The 25,427-nt window shown below is 45.4% G+C and carries 14 protein-coding genes; 5 read left to right on the top strand and 9 right to left on the bottom strand.

Going from position 1 to position 25,427, the window contains the following annotated elements; translation table 11 throughout:
- Positions 1-182: 182 nt before the first annotated feature.
- The 3 genes from Q1V85_RS20545 (at position 183) to Q1V85_RS20535 (ending at position 4,166) form a co-directional block, all read left to right on the top strand.
- On the top strand, positions 183-2,924 hold the full coding sequence (locus Q1V85_RS20545) for a POTRA domain-containing protein (protein ID WP_300602545.1): 2,742 nt from the start codon (positions 183-185) through the stop codon (positions 2,922-2,924).
- 52 nt (positions 2,925-2,976) lie between these two features.
- On the top strand, positions 2,977-3,489 hold the full coding sequence (locus tag Q1V85_RS20540; protein ID WP_300602542.1) for an OmpH family outer membrane protein: 513 nt from the start codon (positions 2,977-2,979) through the stop codon (positions 3,487-3,489).
- A 104-nt stretch (positions 3,490-3,593) separates the two neighbouring features.
- On the top strand, positions 3,594-4,166 hold the full coding sequence (locus tag Q1V85_RS20535; protein WP_300602539.1) for an OmpH family outer membrane protein: 573 nt from the start codon (positions 3,594-3,596) through the stop codon (positions 4,164-4,166).
- Between the two features lie 485 nt (positions 4,167-4,651).
- Here Q1V85_RS20535 and Q1V85_RS20530 read toward each other — a convergent pair whose 3' ends face one another.
- Positions 4,652-7,024 (bottom strand): MMPL family transporter, encoded by a 2,373-nt coding sequence (locus Q1V85_RS20530; protein ID WP_300602536.1) that lies wholly within the window; start codon positions 7,022-7,024, stop codon positions 4,652-4,654.
- A 229-nt stretch (positions 7,025-7,253) separates the two neighbouring features.
- Here Q1V85_RS20530 and recO point away from each other — a divergent pair, with 229 nt between their 5' ends.
- On the top strand, positions 7,254-8,012 hold the full coding sequence (gene recO / locus Q1V85_RS20525) for a DNA repair protein RecO (RefSeq protein WP_300602534.1): 759 nt from the start codon (positions 7,254-7,256) through the stop codon (positions 8,010-8,012).
- A 20-nt stretch (positions 8,013-8,032) separates the two neighbouring features.
- Here the strand turns inward: recO and Q1V85_RS20520 are convergent, their stop codons facing one another.
- Positions 8,033-9,175, bottom strand: coding sequence for an amidohydrolase family protein (locus Q1V85_RS20520; RefSeq protein WP_300602532.1), 1,143 nt, complete (start codon positions 9,173-9,175; stop codon positions 8,033-8,035).
- A 249-nt stretch (positions 9,176-9,424) separates the two neighbouring features.
- Between Q1V85_RS20520 and prfA the strand changes: the two genes are divergently transcribed.
- On the top strand, positions 9,425-10,489 hold the full coding sequence (gene prfA, locus Q1V85_RS20515; RefSeq protein ID WP_300602529.1) for a peptide chain release factor 1: 1,065 nt from the start codon (positions 9,425-9,427) through the stop codon (positions 10,487-10,489).
- A gap of 70 nt (positions 10,490-10,559) precedes the next feature.
- On the opposite strand, the gene Q1V85_RS20510 is transcribed toward prfA, so the two are convergent.
- The 7 genes from Q1V85_RS20510 to Q1V85_RS20480 all read right to left on the bottom strand — a co-directional run bounded on the left by Q1V85_RS20510 (position 10,560) and on the right by Q1V85_RS20480 (position 25,424).
- Positions 10,560-11,486: a lipid A-modifier LpxR family protein gene (locus Q1V85_RS20510; protein WP_300602526.1), complete on the bottom strand. Its 927-nt coding sequence runs from the start codon at positions 11,484-11,486 to the stop codon at positions 10,560-10,562.
- 214 nt (positions 11,487-11,700) lie between these two features.
- The gene (locus tag Q1V85_RS20505) at positions 11,701-14,526 is read right to left on the bottom strand and encodes a TonB-dependent receptor (protein ID WP_300602523.1); all 2,826 of its coding nucleotides are present in this window, start codon (positions 14,524-14,526) and stop codon (positions 11,701-11,703) included.
- Between the two features lie 3 nt (positions 14,527-14,529).
- Entirely contained in the window at positions 14,530-15,753 is a 1,224-nt protein-coding gene (locus tag Q1V85_RS20500) for a hypothetical protein (RefSeq protein WP_300602520.1), read from the bottom strand.
- A gap of 313 nt (positions 15,754-16,066) precedes the next feature.
- Complete coding sequence (locus Q1V85_RS20495) at positions 16,067-19,030, bottom strand: outer membrane beta-barrel protein (RefSeq protein WP_300602518.1); 2,964 nt, start codon at positions 19,028-19,030, stop codon at positions 16,067-16,069.
- Positions 19,027-20,277, bottom strand: coding sequence for a 6-bladed beta-propeller (locus Q1V85_RS20490; RefSeq protein WP_300602516.1), 1,251 nt, complete (start codon positions 20,275-20,277; stop codon positions 19,027-19,029). The genes Q1V85_RS20495 and Q1V85_RS20490 overlap by 4 nt, the downstream gene beginning before the upstream one ends.
- A 173-nt stretch (positions 20,278-20,450) precedes the next feature.
- Positions 20,451-23,414, bottom strand: coding sequence for a TonB-dependent receptor (locus Q1V85_RS20485; protein ID WP_300602514.1), 2,964 nt, complete (start codon positions 23,412-23,414; stop codon positions 20,451-20,453).
- 429 nt (positions 23,415-23,843) lie between these two features.
- Complete coding sequence (locus tag Q1V85_RS20480; RefSeq protein WP_300602511.1) at positions 23,844-25,424, bottom strand: TSUP family transporter; 1,581 nt, start codon at positions 25,422-25,424, stop codon at positions 23,844-23,846.
- Positions 25,425-25,427 lie beyond the last annotated feature (3 nt).

Genomic DNA, 25,427 nt, shown 5'->3' with positions numbered 1-25,427 from the left:
TACAGTTTCCAAATTTTACCGTTAATTTGCCGCCGCAATGGGAATGAAGTGTGTTGGATACCGGGGCCGTCATTAGCCTGCTTTTTGCCGGGAAAAAGCTGCAGACGGTAACTGGTTAAGGAATTTTAAGGGCTTCCTGCTTTGCGAAAAAAAATTGATTACCGTAATACATTAACCCTTATATGCGTTTTTTTATATACAAAGTTTGTATTTTATCCATATTTTCTTTTGCGGTAAATCATGCCTCTGCCCAGGTTGACACTACCCCCGTTACGTCGGTTGACCCGCGATTGCAGGAATTTTTGCATGCCACCACGCCCCGGGAATATGTCATTGCCGATATAAAGGTGAAAGGCGCTGCCAACCTCGACTCATCCATCGTATTATCAGTGTCCGGTATCCAGAAAGGACAGCAGTTTATGTACCCGGGATCGGATATCTTTTCCCGCGCCATTCATAACCTCTGGAAACAGCAGCTTTTTGCAGATGTAAAAGTGTATGTAACCCATGTGGATAATGAAAAAGTAAGTGTAGAAATACAGGTTACGGAGCGGCCCCGTTTGGGCAACTTTAAATTTGAAGGGGTTAAGAAAACAGAGATCGAGGAACTGACCAAGAAAATCGGACTCGTAAAGCAACGCATCCTTTCGGAAAGTGTTCGCCAGAATATTTACCAGGTGGTAAAAACGTATTTTGAAGATAAAGGGTACTATGATATCACCACCAACCTGGATGAATCAAAGGATCCCGTTTACCCCAACTCTACCTTCCTTACGATCAAGATCAATAAAGGCAAAAAAGTGAAGATCGATGAGGTGAACTTTTTTGGGAATGAGAATGTGGACGCCCTTAGGTTAAAAAAACAGATGAAGGGTACCAAGGAACGGACCCGGATGTCGTTGTATTCTTCTAAATATGTAAGCCCGTATGGGGCACGGCAGGTATATAGTTTTAATGAATATATGGACGAATGGGGCTTTCTTACAGGAACCAAAACCCTGAAAGTGCTGGACCCGTATTTCCGGTTCAAATTCTTCAGCTCCTCAAAGTTCAACAACAAGAAATATGCGGAGGATAAGGAAAAAGTAATCAAATATTTTAACTCGAAAGGATACCGCGATGCCCAGATCATAGCAGATACACAGGTGATCCAGAACAACCAGATGTATGTAGACCTGAAGGTAAACGAGGGCCATAAATATTATTTTGGAGATGTTACCTGGAAGGGGAATTCGAAATTCTCCGACACCGTGTTGAATAGCATCCTGGGTATTAACAAGGGCGATATCTATGATGCAACCGTGTTAAATAAGAAGCTGGGCCTGGAACCCAGCCAGGATGTATACGATGTTACCACCCTTTACAATGATGAAGGATACCTGTTCTTTAACGTAACACCGGTAGAAACCAGGATCTATAATGATACCATCGATCACGAGATCCGGATCCAGGAAGGACCTATTGCACGGATCAAAAATGTAGTGATCATGGGAAATGAGCGTACAAAAGATCACGTAATACGCCGGGAACTTAGAACCATTCCCGGGGAGCTGTTCAGCCGTACAGACCTGATGCGTTCCGTTCGGGAGCTGAATACACTGAATTACTTTGAACAGGAATCCATCAACCCGCAGCCGGTACCCAACCAGGCAGACGGAACGGTAGATATTAACTGGAAGCTGAAGGAAAAATCTTCGGATCAGCTGGAGCTTTCTGCCGGATGGGGCGGCGGTATAGGTCTTACCGGAACCCTGGGGGTAACCTTTAATAATTTCTCCATCAGGAATATCTGGAAAAAAGAAGCCTGGGATCCATTGCCCGTGGGAGATGGACAAAAGCTGAGTTTGAGGGTACAATCGAACGGACGGGTTTACCGGTCCTACAACTTCTCCTTTACCGAACCCTGGCTGGGTGGAAAGAAACGGACTTCCCTGACCCTGGGCTATAACAATACAAAGTATAACGCATCTTTTTATGACCCTTACCGCAGCGGCGGATATCGCTTCTCAAAAGATACGTCTCTTACAGTGAACGGGATCAGCGTGGGCCTGGGTAAGGTGTTGAAATGGCCGGATGACTATTTTACCATCGGCTATACCGTTGCGTATACCCGGTATAAGGTAAAGAAGATGGGGTATCAGTATGGACTTCCCTTTAATGACGGTGTGTCCAATAACCTCAGCTTTAAATTAAGCCTTAGCCGTTCTTCGGTGTCGGATCCGATATTTCCCAGAAGCGGTAGCGAAATTACAGCAAGCGTTCAGGCCACTCCGCCCTATTCTGCTTTCAAATCCTCTGTTGCGATGGCGGATTCGGCCCAGTATAAAAACGTAGAATATCATAAATGGCGCTTTGGGGCACAATGGTATGTACCGCTGGGTCGTCCTAAGGGAGAAGATAAAAACCGTCAGTTTGTACTGAAGCTGGCCGCCAAATATGGTTTTATGGGCCGGTATAATAAAAACCTGAACTATTCTCCTTTTGAACGCTTTCAGCTGGGTGATGCCGGTATGAGTAATACCTATTCCTTAACCGGTTTCGACATTATTGCACAGCGCGGTTATCCCGTTTACAACAGTTCGGATCCAACCGTAAACCCGGATAACGGCAGCGGTGGCGATACCCGCAATATGTTCATCATTTTTAACAAATACCAGGCAGAACTGCGTTACCCGCTGGTAACCAACCCGGGAAGTACGATTTATGGTCTTGCATTTTTTGAGGCTGCTAATGGATGGCACGATTATAAAGAGTATAATCCATTCAAACTGCGCCGCAGTGTGGGTCTGGGTATGCGTTTTTACCTGCCAATGTTCGGTCTGCTTGGGTTTGACTATGGTATCGGGCTCGACCGTTTGGTGCCGGGACAGGGTCTGAAGAATGCAGGTAAGTTTACCTTTATGCTTGGATTTGAGCCTGAGTAAACCTTTTCGCTTCTTTTTGCATCTAATAAGTATAGAAAAAACCAATTTGTATATGAAACAAATCATTGCGCTGGCCCTGGGCCTCTTCTTTACAGCTTCTGCTGCAATGGCTCAGAAATATGCGATCATTGACACCCGGTATATATTTGACAAAATGCCCGACTATAAGCAGGTGCAAACTGCAGTAAGCAGTACGGCTGCTACCTGGCAAAAGGAAATAGACCTGAAACAGGAGGTCCTGGATAAGGCATACGACGAATATGATTCCCAGCAGAGCATGTTGAGTGCTGATGCCAAGCGGAAAAAAGAAGATGCGCTTTTCAAACAGGAGCGGGATTTGCGCGATTTGCAAAAGAAACGCTTTGGTTTTGAAGGAGATCTGTTCAAAAAAAGACAGGAGCTGATGGCCCCCCTTCAGGAGAAGGTAAACCGGGCGGTTCAGAAGCTGGTAATCGAAAAGGGATATGACCTGGTTTTGGATAAAAGTGAGGGGAAATCCATTATATTTGCCGACCCGAAATTGGACAAAAGTGATGAGGTATTGAAATTACTTTCGGTAAAATAATCAATCCGTCGGCACTTCTGAAACAATTCAGACATTAAAAAAACAATAAACTTAAAAACCGTCCGGCCCTGCTTCAGCGGGAGCGGACAAACAAAAAAAATTAAATGAAACGAATAAAATTTCTTGCCCTGGCATTGGGAATGGTTGTGATGGGTGCAACTACGGCTTCCGCTCAGAAAATCGGTTATGTAGATATACAAGGGCTGGTAGGCGCATTGCCGGAAGCACAGGCAACGCAGCAGAAACTGGAAAAATGGGCTCAGGATTCAGTTGGTGGAGAATATACAAGACTCAGCGAGGAAATTAAAGAGAAAGATTCCCTGGTAAAAGATCCTAAAACTTCGGCCTCTGTTAAGAAAATGGCAGAAGAGAAACTGGGTCAGTTACAAATGCAGGCAGCCAACTGGCAACAATATGCACAGCAGATGATCCAGGGAAAACAAGCAGAACTTTTTCAGCCTTTGTTTAAGAAAGTAACCGATGCGGTACGTGCTTATGCCAAGGAAAAAGGATATACGTATGTATTGCATGATGAAGTGATCTTTGACGCACCTCAGTCAGACAACCTGTCTTTACCGGTTGCACAAAAACTGGGAATCAACGTAAATCAGCAGGCTCCCGCAGCTGGTGGCGCAGCTCCGGCTGGAGGTACGAAAGCTCCGGCTCCCAAGAAGTAAATACAGATTGTATAAAATATAGAAAGCGGCACTGGCGAACCAGGCCGCTTTTTTCATTCGAAAGATTGCTGGTCTATTATAATTCCCTACGCGGGGTTAGGTAAATCCTGCATATTACCGGTGCGCTGCACCTTCACATCTGTCACGGTTGGGTACTAATTGGGTCGACGCTGCGCTGCAGCTTTCTCAACCGGCAGCGATCAGGTTGTTGCAGCTATTGGCAGACCATCCTTTTCAGATGCTGTGGCCTGTCTGTTGCAGGTTAACTGGTCTCGTAATAAAAGAAAAATATAGAGGCTGTTCCTTTTGCTGTGTTGTGATCAAAAAATCTGTAATAATAATTTTTATTACAGAAATTGTGATTACAGAAATTGTAATCAATGATTTTGTAATTATAAAAAATATTACAACTTTTTTGATCACAGAAGGTCCTTCAGGTACGCCACCTGCCCGGTTTCATGCCCCTGCAGGCAGGAAGCTTCTGTTTACGGATTCCTTTTTTTCTTTGAAAAACTGATCAGCAATGCTGGTAATAAAATCAAATTAGTGAAGGTGGCTGTGACCAGTGTAAGAGAGGTAAGCCACCCCAGGGCCTGGGTGCCGCCAAAATTGCTGAAGCAGAAAATGATAAAACCTGCAATCAGCACCATCGACGTATACAGGATACTGATACCGGTACTGTGAATGGTTTGTACCACTGTTGCCGCCACATCCTGGTGGTAACGGGGAAGTTCCTGTTTATAATTCACCAGAAAACGGATGGTGATATCAATGGCGATGCCGAGGGCCACACTAAAGATCAGCACGGTGCTTGGTTTTAACGGAACTCCGGCCCATCCCATAATACCAGCGGTAATGACCAGCGGAATTACATTGGGAATAAGCGAGCAAACGAGGATGCGTAACGATTTAAACAGGTAGAGCATACACAGTGCGATGAGCAGAAAAGCCCATAAGATGCTTTCCTTTAGTCCATCGATAATAAACTGTCCGCCTGCAAGAAACGTAATGGATGTGCCCGTTAGCTTTACATCGTAATTTTCTTTTGGAAATAACTGGTCAATACGCTGCCGGATATCGTTCATTAATACGGGCAAACGATGCGACCCGACATCGGCCATATTCACGCTGATGCGGGCTTCCTGCCGGGCACTGTCCATAAAGCTGGAAAGCAGTTTTGTAAAAGATGAGGCAGACGTAGTACCAGGATCACGGCCTAAATTCAGGTACTGTGCAAGACCGGGCAGGTCCAGTTCCGAAGGCATGGAATAGTTGGCGGGGTCTCCTTCATAGAAGGCCTGTTTGGCAAATTTCAGCCCTTCTGTAATGCTGAGGGGGCGGGCAATTTCGGGTTTGGATGCCAGGTACTGCGCCAGGGAGTCGATCCGTACCAGGTTGTTAAAGTTGCGGGTAACGCCAAACTTCTTCTTTGTGTCTACCAGGATCTCCAGGGGCATTACGCCTTTAAAGTTGGATTCAAAAAACTTAAGATCGGTGTATATTTTATCATTGTGCGGCACATCATCTACCATATGGGCATTGCTTTTCAGCTTGAAAATACCGATGGCCGTAAAACCGATTATTACAACCGTTACCAGGTATACCAGTTTGCGGTGGTTGATGGACCAGCGCTCCAGGCGATGCAGCCAGCGGTTAAGCCGGGGATTGAACAGGTAACGGGTATGTTTTGATTTTGGTACCGGAAGAAAGCTTAACACCGCCGGAATGAGTATAAGCGAAATAAAAAAGAGCAGCATGATGTTGATGCCGGCCACCACACCAAACTCCTGCAGTATCTCGCTTTTGGTAAGCGCAAATACCGCAAAGCCTACGGCTGCAGCCAGGTTGCAGAACAGGGTAACAATGCCCATTTTTGCCACCATATTTTCTATGGCTTTCTTTTTCAGTTCCATTTTGCGGGCCTGGATCTCCGCATCGTCAAGCCCTTCGGTAAGTTCGTTCCAGCTGGTGTGGAACTTATTGAGGAAATAAATGCAATTCGGGATGCCGATCACCACGATCAACGGCGGTATCAGGGCTGTTAAAAGGGTAATGCTGTAGCCCAGCAGGTGCATGGTGCCAAGGCTGAACAATACACCAATGATCACCACAGAAAGCGAAAGCAGCATGGAGCTGAACGACCGGAAAAAGAGCAGCAGTATCACAGCCGACAACAGGAGGGAGGCTACCAGGAAGTACCGCATCTCGTGTGCAATACGTGCCGCCAGCACCGTACGGATATAAGGCAGTCCGCTCAGCTTTATATCGATGCCTGTGGTTTGTGTAAACCGGGCGGTTTGGGCCTTTACAGCCGCAATCGCCGCATCCCGTTTTGCCGAATTGATCACCTGTTTATTCATACGCAGTCCCATCAGGTAGGCATGGGTAGCCGGGTTGTATAACAGGCCCTGGTAAAAAGGCAGGCGTTTAAAAACAGCGGCACCGGTATCGATCCGGGCCTGGTTCAGCGGTCCATCCGGAAATATTCTTTTTACCGTTAGTTTTTCACTGGCAGAATCTTTTACCAGGTTGATGGCCGTGGGTACGCTGATGACATCCTCCACACCCGGAATTTTTTTTAAATCGGTTTGAAGTTGCAGGTACGCATTAAATGTTTTTTCGGAAAATAACTGCTCTGTTTGAATGCCTGCCACCAGCAGGTTGCCATCTTCTCCATATTTTTTCTTAAAATCCTGGTAGGCGATATTTACAGGGTGGTTGGTAGGTATGGCCTTTGAAAACTCGTAACTCAATCCTACTTTGCTGGCCCAAAAGCCGGAAATGGCCGTAATGGCGGCCAGCAAGAACAATGAGAGATACCTGTATTTAAGAATAAACCGGCCAGACTGTTTCCACATAAATGTTGATATACTTTAAAAATGAGTTGCAAAGAAACAAAAAACAAGGCGTTCACGGGGTGCCGTTTATCAATCAAAAAAAACGGGCAGGTGTACGGCGGTTCCAGCCTTTGAAAAAGATAATACGCTGTTGATCTGTTCTCATGTACTGCAAAACTAACTATTGGCCGGTAAATGGCCATTATTTCCAAAAAACCTACCTTGCAGATCGCAGGAATGCGCACAAATTTTGGGAGATATTCTACATAAAACGAAGGGCATTGTTCTTAAAACGGCGAAATACGGCGAAACAAGCGTTATTGCAACCCTTTATACCGATAAATTAGGACTTCAATCCTATCTTATAAATGGTGTTCGGTCCGGTGGAAAAAGGAGCGGCAATAAGGCCGTTTTCTTTCAGCCGGCAGCCCTTTTAGATATGGTGGTGTATCATAATGAATTAAAAACGCTGAACCGCGTGCGGGAGTTTAAATTTTCACGCATTTATCAGCAATTGTTCAGCGACGTGATAAAAAACGGGGTAGCGCTGTTTATGATTGAGTTGCTGCACAAAACGCTCCGGCAGCCGGAAGCGAATGAAGACCTGTTTGGTTTCCTGGAAGACAGCCTGCTGGCGCTGGATGAGGCGGATGCAACGGTTACAGCTAATTTTCCTGTTTTTTTTGCCGTGCATTTATGCAGTATCCTGGGCTTTTCACCGGGAATACCTTCGGCAAAACTGATGGAATCCCCGCATCTTTTGCTGGATCTGCAAAGCGGGGAATTCCGGGAAACACCCCCCGAACATCATTATTACGCGGATACGGAAGCTACCTTACTGATTACGGAGCTGCAGCAGGCACGCCTTCCCGTTGAATTAAAAAGCATCCGGATCTCCTCCCAGAAACGGAACCGGGTGCTGGACCTGATGGAGATCTATTATTCCCTGCACCTGCCGGAATTTGGCCGTATGCGCACGCTGCCGGTGCTGCGGGCCATTTTAAGTTGACACAGCGTATTTCCTTCCGCTTAAAAAAGCCGGCTGATGCGATTGTTGAGGATCTGGAGCACACCGGGTTCTTTCCCTTTTTCAAAACTTCCATACCGGTGATCGATCTGCAGGGCCTTTGCTCCGTTGATCGTAGCCCAGGGAAGCATTTGCTCCAGCGAAACCTGGGGATAATGTTTTTGGATCCGCAGCATTTCATCCCAGATGCTCAAACTATAATTAGACGCAAGGCTGTCTGTACCTAATACCAGCCGTATGTCCATTTTCTGTAACATAGGAATATCCGGCAGCCGGTTGGTGATATAATAATTGGCGTTGGGACAAAGACACCAGGCGGCATCCGGAAAACGGTGCTGTGCAAAAAGGATATCATCTGCTGTGGTAAACACATTGTGAATAAACAACAGCCGCTGATCCTGCGGCAAATAATTGCCATAGGTTTGAATACTGGTCTTGCCTTCGGGAGCAATGGGCACTTCTTTTAATTGCAGCCGTTCATATAAGGCCTTAAAGCCACCCGTGCCGTTCAGGAACCATTGGTCTTCATCTTCAGTTTCCTGGTTATGAATGCTTAATAAGCGATTGCCCGGAAACGTGGCCAGCAATTTCCACAGGGGAGTGGCAACCGAATAGGGCGCATGGGGGGTTAACGATACCTGCTGTGGATGAAACCGTTGGCAATAGGCGTCATAAACGGTTTTATAGGTATCAAAATGTTGCTGTGCCTGTGCCGGTTCAAAGCCGATCACCTCTACAAAATTATGATAATACAGGTGTCCTTTTTCCTTTTGGAACAGCGTGTCTGTTGTATTGCAGATATCACCCACGGCTACAATGCCATTGCGTACCATTTCCGCTTCGGCGTTCTCAATAGCAGCAGGGATGGTTTCAGGATGGGCGTATCTTTTACTAACAATCTGGTTTACAAATTTTAATAAACCCGTATGTTCGTCAATGATGCCCTTCATATGACTGAGTTCGAGGTGACAATGCCCGTTGATGAAACCCGGGCTCAACAGGCCTTCGATTTGCTGTACTTCCTCACCGGCATCTGCCGGATCTACGATGTCTACAACGGTTCCGGTGTGGGTTAAAATGAGTACTTTTTCCTTAAGCAGCCGGTATCCATCAAATAATTGCGCCGGCTTTATCTTTTTATACATGATTCAAAGATAATATCACAACGGCATTTTATACAGGTAACCGGAAACAGACTGCCGCGAAGGGTTTAACGTTTCATGCTCAACGTTTGAGGCTGAAAGACGCCGGTGACTATTTTCGGGGGAAGCTTCCAGGCGCGCTTTCGTTTTAATACCTGATGTGCGCCCCTCCATCTCATTCCCACATTTCCACATTTCCACATTTTCAAATTGTTTACCTTTGCGCCCTGTTGATCCAAAATAAAATTTTTGATGTTAGATAAACTGGAAGCCATAAAGGCAAAGTACGACCAGCTGGGTATTGCCTTGACCAACCCTGAGATTGTAGGGAACAATAAAAAATTTGCTGCAACCAGTAAGGAATACCGGAGCCTGGAAAAGATCGTTATTGCCTATAATGATTATAAAAAACTGTTGGATGACCTGGAGTTTAATAAAGAGGCACTGAATGGTGAAGATGAGGAACTACGCGAACTGGCTAAGGAAGAAGTAACCGGCCTGGAAGACCGGAAAGAGCAGATGGAAGCACATATCCGCCAGTTGCTGATTCCAAAAGATCCGCAGGATGAAAAAGACGTGATCATGGAAATACGTGCCGGCACGGGAGGGGATGAAGCCAGCCTTTTTGCAGGCGACCTGTTGCGGATGTATATAAAATATTGCGAACGGCATGGATTTAAAACGATGGTACTGAGCGAAAGCGAGGGAACTGTGGGTGGATATAAGGAGGTGCAGCTGGAGGTAACCGGTGATGATGTATATGGTACCCTGAAATTTGAAAGCGGCGTACATCGCGTACAACGGGTACCCAATACCGAAACACAGGGACGGGTGCATACCTCTGCAGCCACCGTGGCCGTGATGCCGGAAGCGGAAGAAATTGATTTTGAGCTAAGGGAAAGTGATGTGAAGATGGAAACTTCCCGGAGCGGCGGAGCCGGCGGACAAAATGTAAACAAGGTTGAAACAAAGGTAATGTTAACGCACCTTCCTTCAGGAACGGTTGTCATTTGTCAGACGGAGCGTACCCAGTTGGGCAACCGGGAAAAAGCCATGCAAATGCTGCGGACTAAATTATATGAAGAGCAGGTGCGCAAGCAGGAGGAAGAAATTTCCCGGCACCGGAAAAGCCTGGTGAGTTCCGGAGACCGGAGTGCCAAGATCCGGACGTATAACTATCCGCAGGGGCGGGTTACGGATCACCGGATCAACCTTACTTCTTATAACCTGGACGCTTTTATGAACGGAGAGATCCAGGAATTTATTGACCAGCTGCAGTTTGCCGAAAATTCAGAAAAACTGACAAAACAAGAATAAACCCGATCCGGTTTTGATATTTGATATTTGGGATTTGAAATTTAAGATTTGGTCTTTAGAATTTTAACAGTTACCACATAAATCCTACCTGTAAACTGCCATACCATTGAGAGGAGGTCTGCGTAAGGGACTGTTTGCTTTCATAAATGGCGGCTGCTCCAAGGGAAAGTTTATTACCGGAGTACATAACCCCCATCCGGCTTTGGAAAAAAACGGGATTCAGGCGGCCTTCAACGGGCTCCGGGCCTTTTTTAAACATGCCTCCCTGTACGGTGGCATCATAGGCTTTGAACGATACGGCAGGAAACACATACACAAAATACTCCCGGTCGGCCTTAGTGCTTCCTTTATGATTATCCCAAAATGCCGTAGCATTGTTAAGATTCGATTTGCCCAGTAAAAAGGCAGAACCCAGGGTGGCATGTGTAAAGAAATTCCCGGCTGTTACGGAAAGCAGGGGTTTTACATCCAGCAGGGAAGCGTTCCGGTCCTTTTTTAGCTGGGGCGACCAGGAAGCGTCTGCAATAAGCCCCCAATCGGCGCGCAGTTGTTTATCCCAGTTTTTGGGTTTATAGATCTGCATCACCTGGTGTACCCGTTCCTGCATTTCCTTTCCAAAGGCTGGCGGGCCAATCAACCCAAAGCCGATGCCCCATTTCAGCAGGTCCTGCTTCTTATTGAACAGCGATTGATGAAAATCGCCATAAAGATAGCCGGTAATCGGCCGGTCGAGCCTGGCTTCGCCGGCAAACTGTGAGGTATAGATCAGCTGGCCCAGCTGGAAGGTGTTTACTTTTTCACGACGCGTTTCAGCGGTGGGCGTGTGTCTCCATTGATAAGCGAATTTTAGTCCGTTTGTATAATACCCGTCATTATTCACCGAAATATACCCGTCATTTTCGGATATAATGATCACCTGTCGCTGGGTTTGCGCAGTTGCGGATACGGAGATAAGAATAATAAAAATAAGAAACGCCGTTCTGAATAAGCAGGCCATTATCGGATTAAATAAACAAATCAAATATATACACTGTTTTTCATTTAATAGAAGGCGGTGATAATATTTTTATAGACGGTGGGTCTGCCCGTTTGGCAAGGCCGGCAACAGCTATGAAAATAGATTCCTGTGTCTGTTTCAGATACCGCTAAGCGCGAACAAAAAATGGTTGTGCCGGTCTTGAATTGGTCCTTTTTTCTAACGCATGCAGGGGTTACCAGACCTGTTGGGTTGCCTTTTGTTTTAATTCCTTTTTGCCAAATTTGCGGGGATAATAGGAGAACGTAAGCAGGAAGTATTGCTGTAAACCGTTGGTGATGCGGGTAGAGGTGCCATAATTATCAGCGCTGCTGAAAATATTCTGATATTCTTTCAGCATATCCATCGCCGAAAATTTTAGTTCGGCCTGCTGTTTCATAAACCGGTAGCTGGCAAAGGCATTCCACAAATGCATCGTCTTATTTAGCCCGGTGTTATTGGTAACGTTAAGCGTGCTGCTAAGGGTGATGCTCTTGGGCAGGTTGAGTGTGGCTCCAAATTTAGTAGTGTTACCGGTGTTTTTAAAGGAAGAAAGTCCGTTGGCGGTTTGCGTTGACCGGTTGGTTTGAAACGATTCGCCAATATTGAGCACCAGCAAGGAGCGTAGCGAAAATTGCAGGTTAAAATTATTGCTGATGGAATTGTTGTGGCTATTGGTATACAATCCATCGATGTAGTTGGGCGAAACGGAATAGTTCTGGTAACCATTATACCGCAGCTGCAGCGTGCTTTTCCCCAGCTTACGGGCGATATTGAAATTATAATTCAGGTTTGCATTGGAACTGTTGTCCACGTTTATAAAATAATAAAACCGCTTTCCGGATCCTTTGTCGTTAATGACGCTATCTGCTACGGGATCCAGTGTTTTCCGGTAGTTGCCATAGAGCCCGCCATTGATTGAATAAGGCGACTTTTGGTTTTCCGTATTGAAATTGGCATTGAGGTTCAGCGCATGGCTGGTGCTGTTTTTGAGACCAGGGTTTCCATACCGTATTGAATAAACGTTAATGTCATCTGTAATGGCATACAGCTGATCTACAGAGGGATAATCAAAATTTCTGTTATACGACAGGGTTGAATAGGTCCGGAATTTATTGTTTTTGGTGTAGCTGTACCTGATGGATCCTTCGTATTTGAAAAACTGGAAGGACCGGTTGAGGTTGCGCTCGGCGAAGGAGGATTGGTTGCGTTCTGATTTCAGCTCGTCACTAAACCGGGTGCTAAAACTTATGGAACGGTTCATCTGCTCACTCCATTTAAAAAAGTCTTTGTTGATATAAAGCTGCGGCGTGTATTCCACCAACTCTTTGGTATTGGAATTGGTAAGCCGGGGGTTGATAACAAGCTGCCCTGTTGTACTGTCAAAGTCCGAAACATAAGCCTGGTTTGTTTGCTTATTGTAGTTGAACCGTTGGGAAAGATTGAGGTCGATGCCAAAAAAATTATAGCGCCCCAGCAACAACCGTTTAAATCCGTTATAATTAATATCGCCCGATAGGTTGATGCCATTATTATCGTTTTTATAATGACGATTGTAGGTAGTGTCTTTCCCGGTATCGGTAAAGGAATTGAAACGGCTGGTTACATCTCTTTCGGATGTCGAATTATTATTACCACCATTCAATGAAATAGTGAAGTTTTTCAGCGGCTCCTGCCAGTCGGATTTACTATAGCTGAAGCTCAGCCGCTCCCCATCCGACCGGCCCCAGGAAACGGTATTTACCTCGTTGGTACTCAGTACCCGGCCGGAGGTATCGTTCACTTCCATAAAACGTTTGCTATTACCCCGGTTCTGGTTCAGCTCTACATTTCCATTCAAGTGAAGATTGTCATTGTAGCTGCTTGTTTTGGAATAATCTGCTCCAAATACATGTTTGCTTCCCCAGTTGTTTTGTACCCCTTCATTTCTGACAAACTGGGGGTCATCTGCAGTGGTGCGGTTTTGCAAAATCAGCTCCTTAATATAAGCGTCTGTTCCTGACTTGTTATAGTTGAGGGTTATGCGGTTGTTTTGTCTTGAATTAAAAACTTTATTGAAGTCCTGGGTATACACGGCACCAATGGAATGGTTACGGTTCAACCCGTTGGCGCCAAATTGCCCCACGTAATCCAGGTTGGGGTTATAGGTCCGATAGGTATTATTTTGGAACAGCTCCTGCAGGTTCTCGATATTTTTATTAATATTATTAATGCCTCCTCCAATACCCAGGCTCCTTTTCTTATCATATATCTGGTAGGAAATATTTGCCTCATAGCGGTTATCTGTTCCATACCCTCCCGTTATCTTACCAAAATAGCCTTTTTTGCTTTCCTCTTTTAGTTTAATATTCATCGTAAGCACAGAATCCTGTGCTGTTTTCTGCTGCCCGATCTTGGACCGGTCATACTCCTGGTATAATTGAATTTTATCGATGGCGGTCTTGGGCAGGTTTTGGGTGGCTATTTTGGGATCAGAGGAGCCCATAAACTCTTTACCGTCTACTAACAGATTTTTTACGAGGCGTCCGTTCACGGTAATAGAGCCATCGGACCAAACCACCACGCCGGGCACCTGGGTCAATAATTCTTCTGCAACTGCGTCTGGTTTCATTTTGAATGCTGCTGGATTAATAACCAGCGTATCTCCTTCCATCTTTACCGGGATGGCGGCTGTTACCGTAACATTGTCTTTTTCATCAAAGCCGATGGGCAAGGCCGCGTTTATTGTATCCGTTTTTGAAGGCGTTAGGTGCAACGGTTGGTGATGACTACGGTATCCGACGTAACTGATATGCAGGGTCAGTGCTTCTTTGGTGGGCAGGTTTTCCAGTAGATAATTTCCGTTTTTATCGGTAAGTTTATAAGACACCATACTGGAGTCTCCCCTGAAAATGGTTACTGTGGCGGATTCCAGGGGCGTATTGCTGGCAGAATCTGTTACCAGCCCGGTGAGCTTGCCTGTCTGGCTATAGGAGACGATACTGGTAAGCAGCAGAAAAATAGCGAAAATGAAGAATCTCATGCGTTAGTTTTTCAAGGTAAGAACAGCGAGTATAGCTGCGTTTGATTTCTTGTTAACAATGGCTTCAATAGCGGCTGGCGCCTGTTTGCCGGCCACCGGTTTATAGGATTCGCGGATGCTCTCCGGTGTCAGAACCTTGTAAAAGTATCCATCCTTATAATCAATATTGCTGCCGGGTATAACGTCTACATGAAAGGTGCTGCTATCGGCCTTAATTTTTGAAGTCTGGTAGGCTATCTGTTTTTTTTTGTCGTAAATGTACGCCCCCCAATTATAAAGAAATGCTGCGGAAAAGATAAAATAAGCGGGTGTTTCCCGGAATTGATACATCTGACTGAACATCCAGTTATTGTTTTGACGAAAATTATCCCACTCGGCCTTGTTTTTAAACGGGTTGGTAAAAAAACTGGCAGGCAAGGCATTTTCCAGGGGCATTACTACCTGATAGGCAGGGTACAGGCTATCACCGGTTATTTTATAAATGGTATCGCAAAAGGGCCTTGTGATAAACATCGTTTTGGGGTCGGGCGATTCAGATGTTGCACTATACCCAACACTATACAGAAACCGGGGATCTTTTACCTGGTTGTAGGGAAAATACTGTTTTACCAGCTTATGATCTTTATATAATTTTATCTCATAACCCACACTGTCTTTATACAATTTGCTGGCAGTAGCTTTTGAGCGCAGGTAGTAGTCGCCATTCAGGTGATAGATATTATTGACCTCGTACTCTGTAGGGCTGCCTTTTTTTATTTCAAAGTTCGGGTCCTTCAGGTCGATGGTATATTTTTTATAGTATTTCTGGTTGCGGTGGTCGTTATAGTTGAGCTCAATTTTGATTTCGTCTTTGGGTGTCAGCGAATAATTTCTGTTAGACCCATAAAAACGAAAAGTTTCGTTTTGTTTATCGTACGCGGGGTAAAAGCCCTCACCCAGTTTTTTATAGCTGATCTTTTTTATAAACCGGCCCTCGTAGGTATATAAAAGCAGTTGTCTGGCGGAGTACTGGATGATAGCTACGTAGTTTTTGGTAAGGGCTATATTATCCCAACTGCTGATGGTGACGCCCGCCTGCGGCTCTAATGTAATGAACCGCACGCTGTCTACAAAATGCGATTGGTTTTCCGTGGCCGGCGATTTTGGATTTAAATATATTTTTTGGGGTTGTGCGTTGGTAAAAAGGCATAAGCAAATCAGTGTTAATGGCAATAAACAGTGTCTCAAGCGTTTTAATTTAGTTTTCCAAATTTAATATGTTAACTGTTAATATTTTGAAAAGTTTGTTGATAATCGCAGACATATAAAAGTGGGCTGTGATCCGGTGCAGCGGCAGGCCATTTTGTAATAACAAACTCAAGTGTTCCTCTTGTTTCCCACTATTGAAAGAGCAATAGCTGTAACCTCATTTTAAATAATGATATCCGCAGGCGATTATTCATGTGCCAACACAAAAGTGTAGTAGCACGATGTTTTACCCGCATACTTTGTGCCCGTTTGCATATGGTGCTTTATGCCTTTGACCTTTGTGGTATTGAACTTAATTCCTTCCCCCTCTCCGTTGCATATTGCCTTGCTGGCGCGGTTGCTGTTGCGGGCGCTGCCGCTGCTCACCGGCTTCGCTGCGGCGTCCTCCGGAGCGTCCGGATTTTTTGGTTCTTCCTCCAAATTGCCGCGGAAAGTAAGAAAGGGTCACCATGTAAAATTGCTGAATGCCATTGGTAATGGTGGTTCCGGTAGTATTGTTATCATTGGCAAAGTTGGAAATATTCCGGTTTTGCCGCAAAATATCGAATACAGATAGCTTCACCTCGGCCTGTTTCATTTTCATAAAACGTAAGGTAGCATAGGCGTTCCATATGGTAGCTTCATTGGCCTGATTTTGTGCGGAAATATTATTAAGATAGTTTACATTGGAGCTTAGTGTAAAATTTTTAGGTACGAGTATGGTGAAGCGGGCATTGGTACCAAAGGTCTTTGCTTTAAGCGCCGCTTTGTTAAGGCCAATCTGCTGGCTGTTATTTGTGTTGATGCTTTGACCAAGAGACAGGTTAAATATATCTGTAAGACTATAGAATACATGAATCGAATGATTCTGGTTCCGGGTTTGATTGTAAATGAATTGGGTTTGGAGTGAGCCATCCTTTAGTTCGGTAGTTATATATTGGGGCGCACGCGATCCTCCGGCGCCTCCATTGTAACGCAGCTGCAGCATGCTTTTATTGTTGATGCGGAAGGAAGCGCTGGCATTAAAGTCGCCGTTAAAAGAACGCCGGCCGTCAAGATTCAGCAAATAGGAAGTACGTTCTCCGTTTCCCTTAATATAGCTGCTATCTGTAATGCCGTTTTGGAAGGTATTGTATCCCAGGTTCAGGCCAACGGTATAGGTGGTTTTTTCGTTAAACCGCTGGGTATTGTAGTTGGCATTAAAATTAAAATTGTTGCCCAGGGGGGATTTCAGATCCGGATTCCCCACTACAACATTATATTTTTTGGTGCTGTCTATGATCGGATATAGCTGGTCGATAGTAGGTGCAGAAGCAGAACTGCTTTGCGAGAGGCCTACGGTCAGGTTGTATTTATTGAACCGGTTATAATTATAATAGACCGATGATGCGGGCGTGAAGAAATGGAAGGTACGCTCCAGGTTCCGGTAGCTGAGTGAAGAGGTATTGCGCTGGTAAAGAAACTGGTTTTGAAGATCGGTACGGAAAGAAATGCTTTTATAATACCGGTCTGAAAGCGTTTTGCTAACGGTTTTGAAAAAGCTGATGCCGGACCGGTCATCGATGTTAACTACAGAATTGATATTAGTAAGGGCTTGGTTGACCCGGTAGGTATCCGTAAGCGAATCCAGATCCAGCACGTTGGCGTTGAGGTCCGATTTATTATACCGGATATTATTGCGCAGGCCAATATTGATGTTCCAGAAATTATAGGAGCCAAACAGGAGCGATCGCAGGCCGTTATAATTCAGGCCGAGATTGGCGCTAAAGTTGGAGTTTTCCCTATGGGATTTCCGGTCGGTATTTTGGGTAGAAAGATCGCCAACGAAAGATTGATACCTGCTGACTTCGTGGCTATTGCTTTCGTTGTTGTTGGAGTTTATCGAAAAATTGGTAGAAAAACTTTTTTTGTTAATGCCCTCATCGTAGTCGTTGTTGTTGAAATAGCCGTTAAAGTTAAAGCTGTTGGAGGTTGAGGACGAAATATTCCTGTTTTGGCGGTTACTGGCCAGTAACGTATCGTTCTGGTAGGCAGTGGTATTGCCTTCAGATGCAGATTGGGCATTGTTCCAGGTGTAATTGGCTTTGGTAGAAAAAGAAGTAGCCCGTTTCCGGTTTTCATAACCCGCATCTATTGATTGATTGAGCGAGCTTCCGGTATTGCGGCGCTCGCTGATATTTGTAAGCTGATAAGACGATGTGTTTTGAATGCTTGTGGTGTTGCTGAGCTGATCGTTTTTGGAGTCTCTTAAATTATATTCTCCGTCAATCGAATTATTAAAACGGGAATTGGTGCTTTCGTCAAAATTATGTTGCAGGTAGGCCCCGAAGTAATGTACGGTATTCAGCCCGGCCGCATTGGCATTCGGAGCTCCGAAATTTCTGCGGTTATAGGAGCGGAAGGTATTGTTTTCGATGGCCTCCCGTACATTCTGAATGGTTTTGTTGGTATTATTAAGATTTCCGGCAATGGCCAGTTTTGTTTTTTTGTTATAGGCCTGCATCGTCAGGTCGCCTTCATAATGATGATCGGTTCCCAGCCCGGCACCTATTTTTCCAAAGAAGCCTTTTCTTTTTTCCGGCTTCATCTTAATGTTCATGGTAAAAGTGGAGTCCATTTCGGTATTGGTGATATCCTGTTTGCTGTAGTCTTTTTCCTGGTATACCTGTATTTTTTCAATGGCGGTTTTAGGAAGGTTCTGGGTGGCAATTTCGGCACCGCCGCCAAAGAACGGTTTGCCATCTACAAATACATTGGTGATCTTTTTGCCATTAACGGTAATGGACCCATCGCTCCACATGGTTACACCCGGCACCCGCAGGAGCATGTCTTCCACCACCGCTGAGGAATCCAGTTTAAAAGCGTCAGGGTTGATCTCCAGGGTATCGCCGTTCATACGTACCGGAACCACCGATTTTACCACTACTTCTTCCATCTGCCGGGAGGTGTCCCGAGAAAGCCCGATCTTTTTAAAATCGAAGTCTTTTTTTAAAGAGTCGAGATATACCTCTTTACTAAAGTCATTATAACCCGAATAGGTAATCGAAACCAGTAAAGGTGTGCGAAACGGCAGTTCGCCAATATTAAACTCGCCCTGGTTATTGGTAACCTGGTAGTTGACCAGGGTGGAATCCGTTTTTTTGTATATGGTAACCGTTGCGGATTGCAGGCCGTAATCGTGTATAGAGTCTGAAACAAGCCCTTTCACGCTGCCACTGGTTTGGGCAAATGACAAAATGGGCAGGAGCAGCAAGATAATCAGAATGTGTCGCTTCATTTTGTCGCTAAGTCTTCTTTGGGTTTTAACTGGATCAATACGGGGTTGTCTGTTTCTTTTCTTGTGGCAAAAAAGCGGGTCAATACATCGTCATATTGAGGATTCCTGTATTCTGACGATTTTTTTGCATTAAACATGCTTTTAGCGGAAAGAGAAAGATAAATATGTTGTTCATCAAAGCTTTTTATAACCCCCGAAACCGGTAAGAAATAGCTGCTGCTGTCGGATGAAATTTTGTTATAATCGTAGATCAGGTTGGTCTTGTTATCGAAGAGGTACCGGTTGTAGCCTTTGAACAGGTTCAGGTCAAAGAACATCAGGTTTTTAAAACGGATTACGTTCTCGATCTTATGGGCAAAGGAAGGATGTTCCATCTTATAAGTATCCATTTCTCCGCGACTGGAAAAGCCGGTATTGAAAAAGGATGCAGGAACCGCATTGTCCATGGGCAGCATCAGCTTATAGCTTTCTGTGATGGAGGATGGGGTAAGGGTATAAATTTCGTATTGAAAAGGGCGGGTTACAAATAATACAGAGTCATTTTGCGTAGGGATAATGCTGCACTGGGAAGCGCCTGCATAGTAATAAACAGATTCGGTTTTCTTATTATAGGGAAAATAGGTTTGCAATACGGCAGACTGGTCAATGATCTTTAATTGATAGTCGAGTGTATCCCTGGCGGTTCTTTTAGCTTTGATAAAGCTGGCGGCGAACTTGTTTTTATCAAAACGTACCGGGTTGGTAAAGGCATACCGGAAGTTTTTGAGGTCTTCGGTTTTGGCGGCGGTTACATCGTCGAGGTAGAACCAGGTGGCTTTTGCAAATTTTGAAATATCTTTTTTCGAATCCTGCTCGAGGTATTCCTGTACCTGTACAGAAGGGATGTTATAGTTTTTGTTAACACTGAAGATCAGCAATGCATTCTTTGTGCGGTCCAGTTGAATATCACGGATCTTATAGCGTTTGATGCGGTACTTCTGCAAAAACTTTCCCCGCCGGTTAAAGAAGTACAGTGCATCGGTATCACTATCCAACACAATAAAAAGTGAGTCGGTAACCACCAGTTGCCGGATGGCGCCAAAAACGCTTTTCCGGGTTGTTTCGAGCGGAATAAATTTCACTTCTTCAAATACACGGGAAGCCGGAGCTCCAATCGTTTTACTGGGATCGATATACAATGTTTTTGCCTGGGCGCAAGCAGCAGTACAAAGCCAAACGGCCCAGCAAACAAACATTAGTTTTTTCATTGTCAATTGTGTCAAAGCGATAATTGTCAAAAATACATCTCTTAGACTAATGAAACACCGCCAGGTTTAACCTGTCCCGGATTATTTTAAAAAAGAAACCCCGCTGTAAAAACAGCAGGGCATTTTTTGATTGCTCTGTATACCCGGATGTTACACCGGGATGGATGAGTCTGTTAAAGAAGATTGTCGAGTGTAAACGAGAGATAATATAGTCCGCCAATGGTAGGCCCTCCTGCATATTGCAGGTAGCGGTGATTCAAAAGATCGCTTGCCCCGGCTTTGATGGTTGTTTTGAATGCTGGTATGCGCAGGTTCACCTGAGCGTCTACCGTATGGTAGGCATTGATGGATCCTGTTACCAGCGGACTTTCCCATAAAAAAGCATTTTGCCAGCGCCAGGTAACATTAAATCCGAAGTTTTTCAGGATTTCCCGGTTTCCAAAAGTGATATTGGCCGTCCAGTCAGGGGTATTAAATCCGGTTACAAAAATATCATCTGTTTTATTGGCCTTCATTTTATTGTAGGCAGCATTGGCCTTTACCAGGAATTTCCGATAAAAATTGTACGTTATGCCCAGTGAAGATCCATAATTGGTATAGGTGTTTTTGGCGTTGGTATAAACCCGGTACCGGTCCTGTCCTTTACTGGCGGCGGTGGTTGCCGTTGCTGCGGTTGCATCCCGGTTACGATCCAGCATGGCCAATACGCCTGCATCAGAACCAATTGTTTCTCCTTTTGGCACATATACCTGCACCTGGCCCAGGAAGCCGTCATATACATTGCTATAGGCATCTACATCAATTACTACTTTATTATCGAACAGGATGCTTTTGTAGCCTATTTCCAGTGAATTGATTTTTTCCGGACGGGCTTTGGGAAGATTTGCAGGAACCAGGAGGCTGCGGTTTGCGAGTGCCGCTTCATCGGTATTTCCCTGTGCACTTACGGCTGCGTTAAAGTTGATAACGGACTGTTGTGTGTAACTGTTGTCAAGATATCCCAGTCCTTCGTTAATGTAGGAAAGGCTTCCCACACGTTTTACACGGCCGTTGTTTACAAAAGACAGCGCTTCAAATAAGGCAGGAAAGCGGTATCCCTGCTGGTAGGTAACCCGGAAATTATGCCGCTCGTTTGCGGTGTAAACGGCCGCGATTCTTGGTGTAACCCTTGGAGTAAACTCGGGGTTATAGTCATACCGCAGTGAACCAAATAATTTCAGATGCTCATCAAACAATGTTTTGGTCACCTGTGCAAAGCCGCCGAATTTTTTGTATAAAACATTTTTTCCAAAACTGCCATCGGGCAGTGGGGTATTGCGCTCATTAATGGGCCGGCGAAAATCGACAAAATTATTTCCATCCGGCACCACGGCATAAATACGGGCATCTGCACCAATCAGCAGGTTTACTACTTTTACTTTTGAGGAAAGATCCCATTGCGCTTCGGTATGATACAATTTGCTTTTTTGTATCAGCGCCGCACCTCCGGTTACAGGAGCATCCGGAATACTTCCGGATTTAATGTCCCAGTTGTTGATACGGGTGATGACATTTTTAATAGAATCGAACCGTGGGGTGCCGGGTTCTGCACGGCCGGCATCGGCCTGCTGGCGGGCGTAAGCGGTTGCTTCTGCCAGGTTCGCGCTGTTTAATCCTCCGTGTGCTGTTCCAAAACTGTTCAGCGCATTTTTATACTTGGTACCCCAACTGGTTGCAGATTTTGTATCTGTAGCGCCTCCGCTGTAAAGATCCATATTATCGGCCAGCGGTTTTACATTATAGGAGTTCCCGGTATTTTCGACTGACAGGTAAGATAACCAGGAGAAATTTTTGTTTTTAAACTGTAACGCATGATTTTGAACAATAACATCCTGCAGCCGGATCTTGTTGCCACGTTGAAAAACGCCATCCATAGAGCCTACCCGGTAGGTGTAAGCAATTTCTGATTGCGTGGTCGGTTTAAAATGCAGCGAGCCATCAAACTTGATGTTTTTTACGCTTGGGCTCACCAGGTCGGTTTCCCAGTATCCCGTTCTGGCAACGCGCAATGTCTGGTTGGCTTTGCCGTCAATGGTTAAGCCTCCGACGGATACCACATTACTGCCCGCCAGCGCGTCATCTCCGTATTTGTTCCATCCATCAAAGGCAGCGTTGGCTGCGCCATTCAATGCCGGAAAGCCTGGGTTGGCACTCTTTAAATTATTGGGGTTCTGATCAAGCCGCGTATTGGAGCGCCAGTCTGTGCCCTGCATATAATCTGCATTCAGCTTAAATGCAAAACGGTCATTAAATGCTTTTGCATACCGGATGGCTGTTTCTGTTAGCAACGCTGGTGCGTGATCTGTTCCGTCTACATGATTCACCCCCAGCTTCTGATAAACACTCAGCCCCTGGTTGGTGAAAGGATTTTTAGTAATGAGATTGGCCATCCCGTTGATGGCATTCATGCCATAAAGGGCAGAAGCCGCGCCCGGCGTGATTTCCACGCTTTGAATATCCAGTTCCGTAGGGCCAATGGCATTTCCCAGCGGTACACCAAGGGTGGCTGCCTGCATATCTACGCCGTCTACCAGCTGCATAAACCGGAAATTATTGGGAATATTAAATCCTCGTGTATTGGGCACTTTGAATGTGAGACTTGAAGTAGTCATTTGCACCCCCTTTACATTTTCCAGTGCGTCGTAAAAACCCGGTGCCGCCGATTCTTTTATGGCGCGAATGTCCAGCTTTTCAATGGCAACCGGCGATTTTAAAATACTTTCTGAAACCCGGGAGGCGGTTACCACCACCTCATTTCCCAATACAGTACGGGTTGCCAATGCAATATTGAAGTCGGAACCGGTACTTTTTACCACTACTTCCCGGACGTCATATCCTATGGAAGTGATCGTTAGAGTGAACGGGATCCTGGCCCGGGTACGCAGGCTAAAGCGCCCCTGCTGGTCGGCCGTGGTTCCTTCACCGGTATTTTTTATCTGGATGCTGGCGCCAGACAGGGGCTCTCCTTTTTGGTCATCAGTGATTTTTCCGGTTATCTGTAACATATTTGTTTCCTGGCCCTTTACAAGAAAAGGAACATGTATACTGGTAAACAGCAGGGCACCAATTAGAAATACGTTTATTTTAAGATGCGTCATGGATGGTATAAGTTTGGAATTGTGTATTGTCTACTTAAATTGTAGAGTAAATAGATAAAAAAAGGAACGATCTGTTTTAACATCGCAGGGACATCTGTTGCGTTGGGGAGTAAAGCCCCAACATGCAGTGCCTGTTGTGTTTTGCGGATATCATATAGAAATTTAAGGATGCAAAAATAGCGGAATTTATTAGTCTACCAAAAAAGTAGGATAATATTTTTAAATAAGATTCATTTGCTGGTCCGGACTAATGACACAGGAAGCACCATACATTAGGATTTTACCCTGGTTTTTTTATTGTGCTATTGAATATTAACCTGCATATACCGGCACTCTGAAATGCTTTGGAGCAGGATCCACAGGTTATCGAGATCATACCACAAAGCCCGGCATGACCGGGCTTTGTTTATATTTTTCCAATTGAATGCGCTACAAAAATATGGCTCTATAGATGGTAATGCAACTCATGATAATGACCAGCACGCCCACAATGGCAAACATCTTTTTGGCAGGAAGCTTCGCGGTAAGCATGGCAGAGAACGGAGCGGTGATGATGCCTCCGATAAGCAGGCCGGCTACAATGTTCCAATGCTGGATGCCCAGCGTAAATACAAAAGTGATGGCGCTGGTAATGGTAAGAATGCATTTGGCCACAGTTGAACTGCCGACTACATAGCGCGGCGTCCGGCCGTTTTTGATAAAGGTGCCGGTTACCAGGGGGCCCCAGCCACCACCGCCAAAGGAGTCGATAAAGCCTCCGGCTAATCCCAGTGCAGTAATATTGGTTTTTTTCTGTGTTGCTTTTTTAACGGCCGGTTTTCTTTTGAAGGTATTCATCAGGATCCGGATACCCAGGTACATGGTGTAGGCCGCAATAAAGGGCTTCATGAGTTTGGCATCTTTTTCCCCCAGGTAGGATAGGGCCAGTGCCCCCACGATGGCGCCGATAACGGCTGGTATGGCCAGAGCCTTGGTGAGTTTTTTATTTACATTGCCCAGCTTGTAGTGACTGATACTGCCGGCTGCAGTAGTAAAAGATTCTGCAGAGTGAATACTGGCGCTTACAATAGGAGGGGCTACATTGAGCATCAGCAGGATGGTGGTGCAAATCACCCCATAGCCCATACCCATGGACCCGGCTACGATCTCTGCCAGGAAACCTACCAGCAGCATCCAGTAGAACATATGGTTGTCCTTGTTTAAGAAATGCAGGATGGAATCGCTTACCCCAAAAATATAAATGGTATAAATCGCCAGTGCCAGTACCAGGAACAAACCGATACCGATCAGGTAGGGCGTACTGCGCCGGGTGGCATTGGCAACCAGTGCAGAGCTGTCTACCACTTCACTTTCGGGTGGATTGTCGATATTAAAAGTGGCATCGTTGCTAATGCCGTTTACAGCCAGATCCTTTGTAATGTTGTTGAGCACTTTCACTTTATGATCGAGGTTGCCGGAAAGCTGGTCGCGTATCTGTTGCATATTGTCGAGCAGGTCATTCATTTCATCGGGTATGGCCGCGGTAAAGGTTTCCCGCAGCCGTTTGGCGATGGTGGGTGATTTTCCGTTAGTAGAGATGGCAATTTTCAGATGCCCTTTTTTTACCACGGAACCTAAATAAAAATCGCAAAGGGCCGGCTTGTCTGCAATGTTTACCAGCTTTTCTTCTTTTTCGGCATCGGCTTTTATCTGGATGGCTGTATCCAGGTCATTTACTGCGGCAATGATCAGGCTGGATTCCCGTATATCCTCAATAGTATAAGGCCGTTCACTAAAACGTAAACCGGCATGTAAAGTAGTCAACGCTCTTACCTCCGGTGCAATCACGGTTGCTACCAGGTGTATGTTGGTAGCCGGGGAGTTGGCCAGTACGGCACCCAGCTTTTCGAGCGCTACTTTGCCGCCGCCAATGATCAGCAATTGCAATGCCTCCAGTTTTAAGAAAACCGGGAAAAGGGTATTGGACGTTTCCTGTATTGCGTTTGGATGAGCCTGTTGCTGTTCCTTCATGCA

Origin of the sequence: Niabella sp. (assembly GCF_030150205.1) — a bacterium.
Taxonomy (GTDB): domain Bacteria; phylum Bacteroidota; class Bacteroidia; order Chitinophagales; family Chitinophagaceae; genus Niabella.
This window is presented reverse-complemented; position numbering and strand designations above follow the sequence as displayed.